The organism is Aliiglaciecola sp. CAU 1673, assembly GCF_029223185.1.
Lineage (GTDB): Bacteria > Pseudomonadota > Gammaproteobacteria > Enterobacterales > Alteromonadaceae > Bowmanella.
Genome location: NZ_JARHUG010000004.1, coordinates 179018 through 193027 on the forward strand (window position 1 = coordinate 179018; position 14010 = coordinate 193027).

Genomic DNA, 14010 nt, shown 5'->3' on the forward strand with positions numbered 1-14010 from the left:
GCTAAACATTACCTCATTGCTGAGAAAAAGGATTATGCGGCGTATAGCAATTTTAACTTCGGGCGGCGATGCTCCTGGCATGAATGCCGCCATTCGGGCATCGGTTCTAGCCGCTCACCATTTCGGTCTTGAGATCATTGGCTACCGACATGGATATAACGGACTGCTGGAACAGGAGTTTGTTCCCCTGGGTCCGGAAGATGTCAACAATATCATCCAGCGCGGCGGCACTATCCTCAAAAGCGCCCGTTGTGAGGCCTTTAAGACCGCCGAAGGCGCCAAGCAAGCCGCACAAAATCTTAGCGCGCTGAATATTGATGCCCTGATCGTCAATGGCGGTGACGGCTCCTTTCGCGGCGCATTGCACCTGGCCAAATACTGGGACGGCCAAATCATCGGTTTACCCGGCACCATCGACAATGACATTTGCGGTACCGACGCCACCATTGGCTACTACACCGCCATCGATACGGCCCTTGAAAGTATTGATAAAGTCCGTGACACTGCTGATGCTTTCGAGCGCATTTTCCTGATAGAAGTGATGGGCCGTCATGCCGGCTTTATCGGCTTATCGGCGGCGGTGTGCAGCGGCGCCGAGCAAGTACTTTTGCCCGAGCTCTACCAGCAATCGCCACCGGATCTGCATCAACTTGCCGCCCATATTCAGAAGGCGCAAGAGGTGCGTGGCAAATGCAGCTACATCATGGTCATCACCGAAAACCTGTGGCCGGGTGGCGCCACCGACCTGGCCAACAAGCTGCATGCCACTACCGGCATCGAATGTCGCCCCGTTATCCTCGGCCATGTCCAGCGTGGCGGCTCACCGGTCAGCCTTGATCGCATGTTGGCATCCAAACTTGGCGCCTATGCCGTAGAGGCTATCCTCGCCGGTAAAACCGGTGTGATGATCGGTGAACAGAATCATAACGTGGTGGAAGTGCCCTTTGAACAATGTTGGGGCAAGCCCAAAGCGCTGGATCCTTATCTGGTCAGGATCCAAACGCAAATGTTCGACCTGTTTAATCCTCCAGCTTAGCCACTTCGGTAGCGGCTTCAAAGCGCACTTCCTGCCCTTCGCGAAGCCGCTCAGCCCCTCTGACCACGACCAGATTATGCGAGGCAAGATCGCCCTGCACTTCTATCCTGTCACCCATGCCAACGCCGGTACTTACCCGCACCTGCATAGCCAGGTTTTGCTCGCCCACGGTGTAAACAAAGGTTCCATCCTGTCTGAGTACCAACGCATCCCTTGGTACCGTCAGGGCATCATGTAAGGCACTTTTGGGCAGGGCCACGCGCACGGCGCTACCAATAGCAAAGTCTCCTGGGGTTAGTGCTACCCGCACTTCCATCATTCTCGACGCCCCATTGCCGACAGGCACAATGGTACGGATTTCCTCATGCACCTGTTTGCCATTAGCGCTGATCTCTACCGGCATCCCCATCTGCAAATAAGGACTGACGCTAAGTGGCGCCTTAACGCTGGCTTCCACATTGTCGGTGTCCACAACTCGCAGCAACAATTGCCCTACTGAGGTGTATTCACCAGGGGTTTTCAGACGCTGCGCCACCACTGCACGAAACGGTGCTTTAACCTGTGTTTGCGCCAATTGATATTCGGTTTGACGTTTGCTTATTTGCGCCTGAGTAAGCTCCTGACGGGCGATTTCCAGCTCAGATAAGATTTCATCCAGTTGGTCTTTAGAGGCCGCATTTTTTGCCGCCATGGTTTGAAACCGATGTTGCTTACGCTGTGCCAACTCCACCCGGGCAGACCACTTGGCAATGTTTGCCTCATGCTGCAAAGCCTGCATCCTCAGCATTTCATCATCCAGTTGCACCAGCACATCGCCGGCTTCCACCACATCGCCCACTTCTGCCAGACGCAGAATGCGCCCTGCGACTTCTGCAGCAATTTGAGCGTCAGAGCGGCTAATCACCGTTCCTGGTACCCACAGCTGCTCAAATACCGCCTCCTGACGAATGCTATCCACTACCACCAAGGCCGGTGGAGGCTTTGGTGGCTCCTGCGCCATCACAGATCCTGATAGCACCACTGCTGATAGCATTAGGGGTTTGAGAGATTTCATAAACAGTCTCCTTGTCGCATTTTAAATCTTGTCATCACGATGGCGCTGTTTGGCCAGGGTGCCTATTGGACCAGCAGCCTGCACCTTAGGTAGCGCAAAATTCAGTTGTAATAGGGTGGGCAGTAACACCAGGGTGAATAACGTGCTGATGCTCATACCTCCGACGATCACAGCCGCCATGCCGCGATAGATAACGCTACCGGCGCCGGGCAGGAGCAGTAGGGGCAACATGCCCAAGATGGATGTCAGGGTGCTCATAAAGATGGGGCGTAGCCTGAGCAGCAAAGCCTGATGCACAGCGTCTGCACGCGATAACCCCTGACTCTCACCCTGACGGGTCTGGTGTACCAACAATATGGCATTGTTGACGACCAATCCCAGCAAGATGATGAAACCAATCATGGTCAGCAGGTCCATGGGCTGGAAGGTGAACAAATTCAGCAGTCTTAACGCCAGCACGCCCCCGACTGTTGCCAGAGGAATACTCAGCACCACCATCAAACTATCACGCAGAGACTTAAACAGACCCGCCATCAAAATAAACAACAGCGCCATGGCAAACAGGAAGTTTTGGCTCATGGTGATAATGGCTTTATCCAGGCTGTTGGCACTGCCCCCGTAGTTGATGGCTCCATCGGGGGGGAGCAACGCTTTGGCATAAGGCTCTACCTCATTGCGCACTTTGATCATGGCTTCTTCCAGGGACATATCCTCAGGCGGATTCAGTGACAATGTCTGCGTGCGGCGTCTGTCCAGTCGCTGAATCTGGCTGGGACCAACAGTGCGTTCGATATCCACCAATTCGCCCAACTGCACCACTTCCCCACTTGGGGTCATGATCGGCGTTGCCGAGAGCTGCTCAGGGTGCTGCCATTGATCCGCACGAAAGATGATATTCATGCGTTTAATGCCGTCAAAATATTCACCCACATACATGCCATCTCCCATGGCTCTGACCAAATTAGCCACCCTCGGTCTGTCGAAGCCGACCTCGACAATGCGCGCATCACGTGGAGACAGGCTAAGCTCAGGCTCCGCTTGATTAAGATTGGGACGCTCCTGGATATTGGCCCCAGGGAAAGCTTGCTGCATTTTGTCCATGGCTTCGCGGGCCGCCGCGCGCAAGGCATCTTGATCGGTCGCCTGCAAATGCATATCGATGCTGCGTCCGTTACCAAAGCCTCCGAACAAATTCCCCTGCATGGCGAAGGTACCGGTGTCAGGCAGATCCTTTAAGATCTCCTCGCGCATCAATGTTTCCAGCTCTTTGACTTTGGACTGATCTTTGGCCCTTGCACCAATGGTGCCGCCATTTGGCCAGGTCAGGATGTAGTAGTTTTTCAGCGCCGGTTCCTTCTCGCCGGCCATATAGGGCTGCATGCGCTCGACCACTAAATCCACGACTTCTTCTTTGATGAAGCTGCTGCTGGCACCGGCAGGGAAATTAAAGAAGGCGTCTACAGCATCACGTTTTACCGGGGGCAGATAATCCAATTTGGGGGCCAACAAAAACGTGACCAGCAATGGCAAGGCCATCAGCGTCAGACATACACTTATACGCCGCTTTTGTGTGGCACTTAACGCCATTACCCCATTCGCAATCTTGTGCCAATGCTTAACCAGACGATCCTCAGGAATATCCTTTTTCAACCACCGACTGGCAGCCACCGGCAAAATGGAGATCGCCACCAACAAGGAGATAGACACTGCAATCGCAATGGTCAGGGCCAAATCAGCAAACAACTGCCCTTCCACATCGCGGATAAAGATCACCGGAATAAAAATGGCAACGGTGGTCGCTGTGGACGCTAAAAGGGCGCCAAATACTTGGTTGGTAGCAAGCTGCGCCGCCTTTATCGGATCAGAATGTGACTGCCGATGACGAACAATGTTCTCCAGCACCACAATCGCCGCGTCCAGCACCATCCCTACGGCAAAAGCCAGACCGGCAAGTGAAATAACATTCAGCGAGCGACCTGTAAGTTGCAATACCACAAAGGTGCTTAGCAAACTAACTGGAATGGATAGCGCTACAATAAAGGTGGCACGCGCCTGTCGCATAAACCACCATAGCACGCCAACCGCCAGCAAAATGCCCATCAGCAGATTGCCGGTAACCAAATTGATGGCACGGTAAATAAACACCGAGGCATCGAATGACTGCACCATGGTCAATTTTTCAGGAGCGAGTACCGTGGCATTGAGTTCATCGACCTTGTCTTTAACCAACTCGAGGGTAGATAACACGTTGGCGCTGCTTTCCCTGTCAATACGCACAGAGACAGCCTGATTGCCATTTTGAATAGCAATATCGGCGGCATCGCCGCGCTGGATTTTCACCTGGGCAATATCCCCTAAACGCACCGGATTACCGTCACGCCATGCCAGGATCATCTCATCCATCTGTTTGGGGGCGTACTTGCCCTTGAATCTCAGGGTGTATTGCCGTCTGCCCACATCGACAAAGCCGCCGGACACATCATTGCTGGCGCCCAGAAGTGCAGCGATATTGGTCAGATCCACACCCAGTTCGGCGGCACGATAGGGGTCAAATAAGATTTGAAACTCTTCTGCTGCCCCTAGCCCACCTTGCATCTCGACCCTGGATACTCCCGGAATCGACTCAAGCTGAGGCCTTACTACATCTTCAAAAAAAGTGGCATATTCGCTGACCTCATTTTCATTCCCCGGCAGGCGCTGCAAGAAGAAGTAGGTTAAGGCAGGTACACCACCTCCCCAGCCACCCAGCATAATATTTGGAGATAAGGCATCTCGCGGCAGAGGGGGGATACGATTCATGCGGCTGATCACTTCGATCAGGGTCTTTTGCATATCCGTTTCGAGGCCAAATTCCAGATTTATCCAGGCATTGCCTTGGTTTGCCCAGCTGCTCATAGAGCGCATCCCTGGCAGTCCCTGCAACACCTCTTCCTGAGGCTCGAGGATCTCTGACTCAATTTCTGCCGGAGAGGCTGCACGCCAGAAGGTTTGAATACTGATTTGCGGCCGTTCAATATCCGGAAAGAGCTGTACCGGTAATTGAAACAGGCTGATCAGTCCCAGTACCAAAACGATACTGACAACGATAGCGACGCCGGATGCATTTTTTAGGGCTGACTGGGTGATATCCATAAAAAGTGTCCCAAAAGCAGGAGTTGGCAAATTGATATAGCAACTATAAGTCGCCGCCACGACTTAAAAAGTTGAAATCCGTCAATGCCCTGCCCCTTACGACCAGCTACCGACATGGTGAGGGATGTTACAAAGTATGTCTTTGTTAACCACTCGCATTCCTGCTCTTCTTGATCGGATTTATCCGAGCAGTTCACTCGGGTTTTACTGGCTAATTTTTTTTCTGTAAAAACTTGCTAACTATTTGTTTGCACTATACTTAACCCGAAAACAGCAACTATCACTCCAACAATAGAGGTAACACTCATGCGTACTAGGCTACTGGCTGCAATAATCCCCCTGACTGTCTGTTTGCCGGCAAGTGCAGAATGGTCAGTGACTGTCACTGGTGTCAGTGACTATCTGTTCAACGGTGTCAGTCAAACCCTTGAAGATCCAGCACTACAAGGCAGCATCGATTGGGCGGGTGAGTCTGGTTTCTATGTAGGTTCTTGGGCGTCCAACGTGGACTTTGGCGATGATACAAATCTGGAAGTGGACCTCTACGCCGGCTACTACCAGGACATTAATGACTGGGTAAATCTGGATGTGGGCGCCGCTCACTATACTTACCATGGCGCCAGTTACAGTGATGAGGGTGATTACACTGAGGCTTACATGAAATGGGGATTCGGCAACACTGCCGTGAATTTCTGGTATGCCTGGGACTACTTTGGCACCGGCGCGGGTCACTACATCGTTATGCTGAATCAGACAATTCCGGTAAACGATGACCTCTCAATCTTACTGGGCATCGACAAGTCAACCAGCCTGGATGAAGATGAGTACAACTGGGAGGGCGATGATTCCTATATCCATTGGCAAGCCATGGCGAATTTCACCTATGCAGGCTTTGATATTGGAGTAGGTGTACATGGAACCGATTTGGATGATGCCGGTGATACAACCCTGTTATTTACGCTGGGACGCACCTTTAGCTTCTAATCGGGAGGTTTTATGTTACGCACCCTATGCGGATTTCTATTTACATTCATTGTTTCAGTGGCCAGTGCCGACACCGTCTATTTGACATCCTTAAGCTGGCCGCCCTACTCCGACAAAGATCTTAAGGAACAAGGTGCGTCGGTGGCTGTGGCAAAGGCAGCCTTCAAAGCCATGGGCCATGAGTTGGTTGTGGAGTTTTACCCCTGGAGCAGGGCCATGAAACTCGCTTCTGATCCAGGCTCCAAATATATGGGCTATTTCCCGGAATATTCTTATGAATCGGAAGAATTTTCGTTTTCCACTCCAATGGGACAAGGTCCCCTAGGATTGGTAGAAAGCGCTGATAAACCGATAACCTGGAATACCACCGCCGACCTTGCCAACTATAAGCTTGGTGTTGTTCAGGATTACGTTAATACCGAAGAGTTGGATGCCTTGATTGCCGCTGGCACCATCAAAGCCCAAGCGGTGGTTAGTGACGATAAGAATGTACAAAAAGTGGCAGCCAAACGCATCGATGCGGCGGTAATTGATGCCAACGTACTGCAGTATCTTCTTGATAATGACAAGAGCCTGGCCGATGCCAAAGGAAAGGTGCAAATGAACGTTAAATTGCTGGTCAACAAGGACCTACATGTAGCTTTCAAGAACACCGAGGACGGCAAGAAGTGGTTGGATATATTTAATCAGGGACTGAGCAAGATAGATGTCTCGGCGATCATGGCTGAGTATCTGAAATAGAAGCCGCCAATATTGGGCTATATACCCGATATACCACAGGGAGGCTTACACCCTTCCTGTGGCTGGCAAACTCCCTGATTAAATGTGGGTAAAAGATGAAACTGACCAAATCCATCTCCTTCAAGCTTATTCTTGCCGCTTTGCTGATTGTCACCGTACTGGTGGTGCTGTTCGGCATCTACGATTACACAAGCCAAAAAGACAGACTTGAACATCGCAAAGACGTGCGGCTTTCTTTGATGTCAAACCGTCTGCAGTTGAGTCTGCCTACCGCCATGTGGAATTTCGAAGAAACGCAAATGCTGCGTATTCTTAATGCCGAAGCCAAATCAGATGACGTAGCGTATCTAGAGCTTTTCAACGATGCCGGTGATTTAGTGGTGAAATCTGAAGGAGAGCCCACCGGTGATACTTTGGATGTAAAGTTAGTTTACGTGGAGGGAGATGAAACCACGCCTTTGGGCAAGGTGACTATCCATATAGACGATACATCTATAAAAGATGAATTGGACGGACTGGCCTTCATCACTGTTTTCAAAGGGATATTGCTGGATGCCCTTCTGGTTATTGCACTCTATATCCTTGTTAACCGGATGGTGATAGCCCCCTTGTCAGAGCTCAGTCATGCGCTTGAAGATATTGCCAGAGGTGAAGGCGACCTGACCCAGCGTCTGAGAATTAAAGAGGAGAATGAAATTGGCATTCTGTCCTCATACTTCAATGCCTTTGTTGAGAAAATCCAAACTCTGGTGCTCTCCATTCAGGATTCTGTTGGCCATGCCTTCAAAATTTCTCAAGATGTACATGACGCAACCGCCAAGGGTCGCGGGCATATCCAAAACCAACAGGTAGAAACCGATCAGGTTGCCGCAGCAATTACGCAAATGTCCTCGGCGTCCAAGGAAATTGCCCAGAATGTGCAGCTTACCGCCGATTCAGCCGATCAAGTAAGCTCTGATGCCAAAAGGGTCTCCACTATCGTCCATCAGTCCATCCAGTCGATTAGCGGCTTGTCTGATCAATTGACTCAGGCAGCCACCGTCATCAACTCATTGGAAACCGATGTGGAAGGCATTGTGACCGTATTGGATGTGATTAGGAGCATCGCCGAACAGACCAACCTGTTAGCCTTAAATGCTGCCATCGAGGCAGCACGCGCCGGTGATCAGGGTCGCGGTTTTGCAGTGGTAGCCGATGAGGTCAGGGCATTAGCCAGTCGCACCCAAGACAGTACCGCGCAGATCCAAAAAACCATCGAAAAGCTGCAGTCTGGTGCCAAATCAGCGGTGCAGGTTATGCAAGATAGCCAGGCGAAAAGCAAAGATTCGGTGGAAAATGCCAAAACATCGGGCAATTCCATTAACAGCATTTTGGAGTCAACCAATCAAATTACCGGGATGGCCACTCAAATTGCAACGGCCGTAGAGCAGCAAAGTACGGTGGCAGAAGAGTTGAGCCAAAATGTGAACCGTATTGTTGCCGCCGGCCATGACAGTATGGAACAACTGGAGTTAATGACTGAGCATTCACAAAAAATGCGCCAGACCTCTGAGCAACTGAGCAGCCTGGCAAGGCAGTTTAAAGCTTAAAAAACCGACGTTTGCAGTATTTCTTTAATATCGGCCTCGTGTCGGTGAAGGACCATCACAGTGGCCTCCTTACGGAGAGACAATGATGAAACTGCTGAAATTTATCGCCCTTGGCTTTTCCGCCCTTTGCGTAAATGCCTGGGCAGCAACCACCTTGAATATTCTTGAGTGGGAAGGTTATATCAGTCCCTTTAAAGAAGACTTTGAGGCGCACGCCAAATCCAAAGGCATGGACGTAAAACTGAATATCCTGACCCCGTACATTACTAACTCAGAACAGATATTCAAAGACTTACGAGCCAACAAGGCCGATGTGGTGACCCCCACTCACAACTATTACAAGATGAATCAGGCCAAGCTGATGCAGGTGTTGCAGCCTATCGATACAGCCCGGCTTGGCAATTATTCAAAAATCCTGGCTTCCCTTCGTATTGCCAGTTATGACAGTCAAAATGACAAAAAGTACTCTGTTCCATTGCTAGGCGGCTCTTATGGCCTGGCGTATAACACCGAAAAGGTGCCTGCCCCCGACTCCTGGCAAGTACTTTGGGACCCGGCTAATGCTGGAAAATACGCGGTGACGGAAGACCAGTTTGAAGCCAATCTTTATACCACCATGCTGGTTTTAGGATATTCTCCCACTGATGTTTACGATGTGGACAGTGGCAAATTTAATCAAGCTCAGGTGCAGGAAAAACTCAATCCGCTGGTGAAAAATGCCCATTCATTCTGGGGTGGGATGGCCGATGCCGATGTGATGCCCCAACTTAGCTACGTGACCACCTATTGGTTTGGTGTAGCAGAAGCCAATAAGCGTGGTCAAAAATGGGCGTTGGCAAATCCCAAAGAGGGTCAGACAGTGTGGTTGGATACCATGGCGATTGCCAAACAACTCTCTGGTGAAAAACTCGATGCGGCCTATCTGCTAATGGACTTTATGATCCAGGAGTCCACTCAAAAACGCTTTCTGGAGATGTATGGCTCTATCATTGTGAATGGCGAAACCAAGGCACTGTTAACACCCGAGCAAATCGAGAAAGGCCGCGTAGGCGATGAATCGTTCTTCGTGGAAGAAATGTTCTGGCAGCCTCTGAGCTCAAGGACGCGCAATATTTACAAGGAAATGTGGGACAAGGCCAGAGGGAACTGATTACAAATAGGATTGACGCAATGCATTACAGACCAGCAACCGCCCTATCTTCGATCGGCAAAGCAGTGGCTGCTGGTTAGCATTATCAACCTTAAAGAATGCTAAAAAACTTGCGTAACCTATTGAAATATAAGGATACTGGACAGCATCACAAGAGCAGATTGCTAGCTCATAAGGCGTCTTCAGTTGTTGTTATTGTTCCCCACAGCGGCTCGCTTTAAATGAAAAAGCACCGCTGGCAAATGAATATCAAAACCAGGATCTTGGTTTTTATTGTCCTGTTTGAAATCATTGCCTATTCCACCTTGCAACTGGTCAATCACTATCTGTATGTCCAGGAGTTGGACGCCCTACGTCAAAGTCAGATCCAATCGGTACTGCAAGCCAGTGTCGTAAAAATTGAAAATGCCCGCCAGCGAATGGAGCAAAAGGCAACGGCTCTGGCGATTGCCGGTGAACGCTTGTTTGCCCTGCGACAAAACCAACATCTGTCAACTGAGCAAGCCACTGCCCATGTGAAAGACTTGCTTAAAGACAATTTTGCCAGTTTCGAGCAGGCTTTAGGCGGCGGGATTTGGTATGAACCCTATGCATTTGATCCTGAAATTCGCTACTACGGCCCCTATGTTTTCAGACAATTGGGTGACATGGTGTTTTCCTGGGATCTCAGCAGCCAGGAATACGATTATCACCAGCAAGACTGGTATCGCCTGGCCGTCAATAGTGGTTGGGGAACCAGGCAGAAAAGCTTCCGCCCCCTGCTCTGGACAGCTCCCTACGTAGACGATGCCGGTTCATTGTCGCCGATGATGACAGTAGACAGTGTGATGTTTGACAGTGGCCGCAAACCCATCGGCATGGCAACGGTAGATTGGTCCCTGGATGAATTAACCCGCTTCCTGGATGCGGTTAAAGTCACCACGAATGCTTTTCCCTTTTTTGTGCACAGAGATTCAGGCTTAGTGCTGAGTTACCCAATGGATCCTTCCAGGGTAATGACACAGGCATATCAACTCCCTGTCATTAATAAACTTCTTGAAGACACGCAGACAGGCGTGATTAAGAAAAAAAGCGATGTCCAGGTCAGCGAAATTCCCTATGAGCTTTATTACTTTTTCACTGAAGACGGTTTTCTGTTTGGCTCGCTGGTGCCGGTAGCCGATTTGCGCAGTGACATAAAAAGTATCTCCGACCTCATCTTACTCTATGGTGCCCAAATTGCTCTGGCCTTTATCTTATTGATGATTGTGGTGCTGAACCTGCTGTTCAGACCCTTTGACGCCGTTTTAAAGACCATTCGGGAATCGGTAAGCTATGAGGACGAAGATAGCAAAGTGGTACTTAAACCCATTGAGTACCATAGCCGTAATGAATTCTCCCCCATCGTTAAGGCCATGAATGACGTCTATTTGCAGGTGAGGGAATATGTTCAACAAGTTGAAGAGACTAATCAAAAATTACGGGCGTCCAAGCAGCAAATCAGCCAGCTAAATGCTGAACTGGAACGAAAAGTAGAAGTTCGAACGGCCGAGTTGGAGCAAAAAACCCGTTTATTGAGCGATTCATTAGAGCGGTTAAAGCGTACTCAGCAACAGCTCATTCAAAACGAGAAACATGCCGCCCTAGGCAGGCTGGTCGCCGGTGTTGCACACCAAATCAACACCCCCCTTGGCATCTGTGTAACGGCCGCTTCGCTGCTATCCAATGAACTGCACAATACTTACAGCAAAGCCTTGGATGGACAAATCGGCAAAAAGGCATTCGGGGAAGCCTGCGACAAAATGGTCGAATGCGCGGACATGCTGCAACTGAATCTGGACCGGGCATCAAACCTGATCTCGAGCTTTAAACAGGTGGCGGTAGATCAATCCAGCGAGAATAAAAGACGATTCAATGTCGCCGAATACATTAATAAGATCCTGCTATCCATGCGCAGCAAGTTTGAAAATACGCCCCACAAAATAGAATTGACCTGTGATCCCAAACTTAGCCTCTATTCTCACCCGGGCGCGCTAACACAAATTCTGACCAACCTTATTGATAATGCGCTGACCCATGCCTTTGATGCTGACAACGCTGGCAAAATTGAAATCAAGGTGGAACAGTCCGAAGATCAGTTGCGTATATTGGTGGCAGACAATGGCAAAGGCATGCCGGAAGACATCAGAGAGTTGGTATTCGACCCTTTCTTTACCACCAAACATGAACAACTAAGCAGTGGTCTGGGCCTGCATCTGGTGTACAACATTGTGGTTCAACAGCTGTCAGGCAGCATAGAGTGCCAGTCACAGTTGGGGGTTGGCACCAAATTCATTATCATCATCCCGCTTCAGGAAGAGGTGGCCCAACCCCAGAGCACTACAAATTGATCATCGCCTTGACTCTGTCCCGATGACTACGGCTGACCTTTAGCTCTTCCCCATTTTCGAGCACAAGATGGTATTCACCACTGATATGGCTTACCAGTTTTGAAACGAACTGAATATTGACAATGGCCGAACGATGGACCCTGACAAAGCGCCTGGGATCCAACTCCGATTCCAGCTCTTTCATGGTGCGGCGCATAATGTGGGTAGCATCGCCAGCATGCACACACATATAGTCTCCAGCTGCATCTATCCACTGAATATCGGTAATAGGTACTCGGGTTACCTCATTGCCATCTTTAATCGCCAGAATATCCGGATATTGATTGATAGGTTCGCCTTCGGCCAATCGGCGTAAGATCTCTTCACAATCATCCCCAGTCATCTGCGCCACCAAAGAGGCAAGTTTTTCTTTGCGACTTCCCTCTTCGTGTAGCTCCAGAGTACTCATCACCTTATCCAGCGCTGATTTCAGACGCTTATCATCCAAAGGCTTGAGCACATAGTCCAGAGCATGCACATCGAAGGCTTTGATGGCATAAGTGTCATAGGCCGTGACAAATACCACCAGTGGCATATGTGCCATTTTTTCACGCAATTGCTGAATGACCTGAAAGCCGTTGAGACCCGGCATCTGAATGTCGAGAAACACCAAATCGGGCTTGAGGCGAAGTATTTTCTCTACCGCTTCAGTGCCATTCTTACACTCATCCAGCAGTTCAACATGTGGATAGTCGGTTAATCTAACCGCCAGCCCACGCCTGGCTAACGGTTCATCATCTACGATTAGGGCTTTAATCTTGGCTTGCATCCTGACCTACCTGAAATGGGATCCTGATACTGACTTTTACCCCGGAGGGTTTATTGTCAGTAATGACAAATGAGAAGTTATCACCATACAAAGACGTGAGTCTTTCCTTGATATTGGGAATACCCACTCCATTACTACGGCTCAATTGCCCGTCGATGATTTTAGCCCCAGGCCCGTTATCTGCCACTTCCAACAACAGATCCTGGCCGAAGCTTTTGGCTTTGATGCTGATAATTCCGCCCGCCTCCAATTTGGCAATGGCATACTTGATAGCATTCTCAATCAAAGGCTGCAGTATCAGGCTCGGCACCAACGCCTCGCGGGTATCCGGTGCAATATCCTGGGTAACGGTCAATCGATCTTCGAAGCGTACTTTCTCAATATCTAAGTACAGATCGATGGCCTGAAGTTCCTGCTCTAATGGAACTTTTTTAATGGGGTCCTTATCCAGAGAGTAACGCAAGAAGTCACTCAAGCGGGAGACCATCGCATTAGCCGTTTGGTTGTCCTTAATCAGAATCAAGGTCGAGATAGCATTAAGGGTATTGAATAGAAAATGCGGGTTAAGCTGATAACGCAGCATACGCAGATGGGCCTGATGCGCCATGGTTGAGGCATTCAGCGCATTCTGCTTTTCCTGCACCATCAATCGATAGTATTTGATGCCGAAATACAATCCACTCCAGCACACAATCACCGAAAAGGAATTGACGCTGTTGCTGAAATAATAAATCCACTCATCTGGGCGATAGCCATGTTTGTAAAGCTCCCAATAATTCAGGTTTTTTACCACCGTCCATAAGATGGCCATCACATAAGAGCTCGCCAGAGCAGCGAGAATCATTGCCCATGGTTCAAGTCGCCAAAGACGCCTGAAAAGATAACGCAGGGGTATGGTCAACAACCATCCGGCATAGGCGTTGAGTATGATCACAAACAGCCAGATGCTGCGCATGTCGTGTAGGAATGACCCCAAGTAAAACACCAGGGCAAAACCCAGCCAGCCACCAGAGTGCAGCAGCCAAAACTGTCTTTCCTTATCTTCGAAGAGTTTTTTCCAGTGGATCAAGGGGTTGTCCCAAAGCCAATCTCTGCAAGGATTATACTTAATATGTATGGTCAACTAGTCGCTGCTTGTCGTAGCAGC

10 protein-coding genes are annotated in these 14010 nt (G+C 49.7%); 6 read left to right on the top strand and 4 right to left on the bottom strand.

All coding sequences use genetic code 11. The annotated features are described in order from the left end of the window. Positions 1-34: 34 nt before the first annotated feature. Complete coding sequence (locus P2G88_RS05395) at positions 35-1036, top strand: ATP-dependent 6-phosphofructokinase (protein ID WP_275794711.1); 1002 nt, start codon at positions 35-37, stop codon at positions 1034-1036. On the opposite strand, the gene P2G88_RS05400 is transcribed toward P2G88_RS05395, so the two are convergent. Both P2G88_RS05400 and P2G88_RS05405 read right to left on the bottom strand, forming a co-directional pair. Then, the gene (locus tag P2G88_RS05400) at positions 1020-2090 is read right to left on the bottom strand and encodes an efflux RND transporter periplasmic adaptor subunit (protein WP_275794713.1); all 1071 of its coding nucleotides are present in this window, start codon (positions 2088-2090) and stop codon (positions 1020-1022) included. The genes P2G88_RS05395 and P2G88_RS05400 overlap by 17 nt on opposite strands. Positions 2091-2111: 21 nt before the next feature. After that, the gene (locus P2G88_RS05405) at positions 2112-5222 is read right to left on the bottom strand and encodes an efflux RND transporter permease subunit (RefSeq protein ID WP_275794714.1); all 3111 of its coding nucleotides are present in this window, start codon (positions 5220-5222) and stop codon (positions 2112-2114) included. Between the two features lie 306 nt (positions 5223-5528). Here P2G88_RS05405 and P2G88_RS05410 point away from each other — a divergent pair, with 306 nt between their 5' ends. The 5 genes from P2G88_RS05410 to P2G88_RS05430 all read left to right on the top strand — a co-directional run bounded on the left by P2G88_RS05410 (position 5529) and on the right by P2G88_RS05430 (position 12055). Then, positions 5529-6206 carry a TorF family putative porin gene (locus P2G88_RS05410; protein WP_275794715.1) on the top strand — a complete coding sequence of 226 codons (678 nt, stop codon included), beginning with the start codon at positions 5529-5531 and terminating at the stop codon, positions 6204-6206. Positions 6207-6218: 12 nt separating this feature from the next. After that, complete coding sequence (locus P2G88_RS05415; RefSeq protein ID WP_275794716.1) at positions 6219-6947, top strand: transporter substrate-binding domain-containing protein; 729 nt, start codon at positions 6219-6221, stop codon at positions 6945-6947. 95 nt (positions 6948-7042) lie between these two features. Then, positions 7043-8536, top strand: a complete 1494-nt coding sequence (locus tag P2G88_RS05420) for a methyl-accepting chemotaxis protein (protein WP_275794717.1) — start codon at positions 7043-7045, stop codon at positions 8534-8536. A gap of 85 nt (positions 8537-8621) precedes the next feature. Continuing rightward, complete coding sequence (locus P2G88_RS05425) at positions 8622-9686, top strand: extracellular solute-binding protein (RefSeq protein ID WP_275794718.1); 1065 nt, start codon at positions 8622-8624, stop codon at positions 9684-9686. A 221-nt stretch (positions 9687-9907) separates the two neighbouring features. Continuing rightward, positions 9908-12055, top strand: coding sequence for an ATP-binding protein (locus P2G88_RS05430; RefSeq protein ID WP_275794719.1), 2148 nt, complete (start codon positions 9908-9910; stop codon positions 12053-12055). On the opposite strand, the gene P2G88_RS05435 is transcribed toward P2G88_RS05430, so the two are convergent. Together P2G88_RS05435 and P2G88_RS05440 are read right to left on the bottom strand one after the other, a co-directional pair. Next, positions 12045-12863, bottom strand: a complete 819-nt coding sequence (locus P2G88_RS05435; protein WP_275794720.1) for a LytTR family DNA-binding domain-containing protein — start codon at positions 12861-12863, stop codon at positions 12045-12047. The genes P2G88_RS05430 and P2G88_RS05435 overlap by 11 nt on opposite strands. Then, positions 12847-13932 (bottom strand): histidine kinase, encoded by a 1086-nt coding sequence (locus tag P2G88_RS05440; RefSeq protein WP_275794721.1) that lies wholly within the window; start codon positions 13930-13932, stop codon positions 12847-12849. The genes P2G88_RS05435 and P2G88_RS05440 overlap by 17 nt, the downstream gene beginning before the upstream one ends. Positions 13933-14010: the final 78 nt, after the last annotated feature.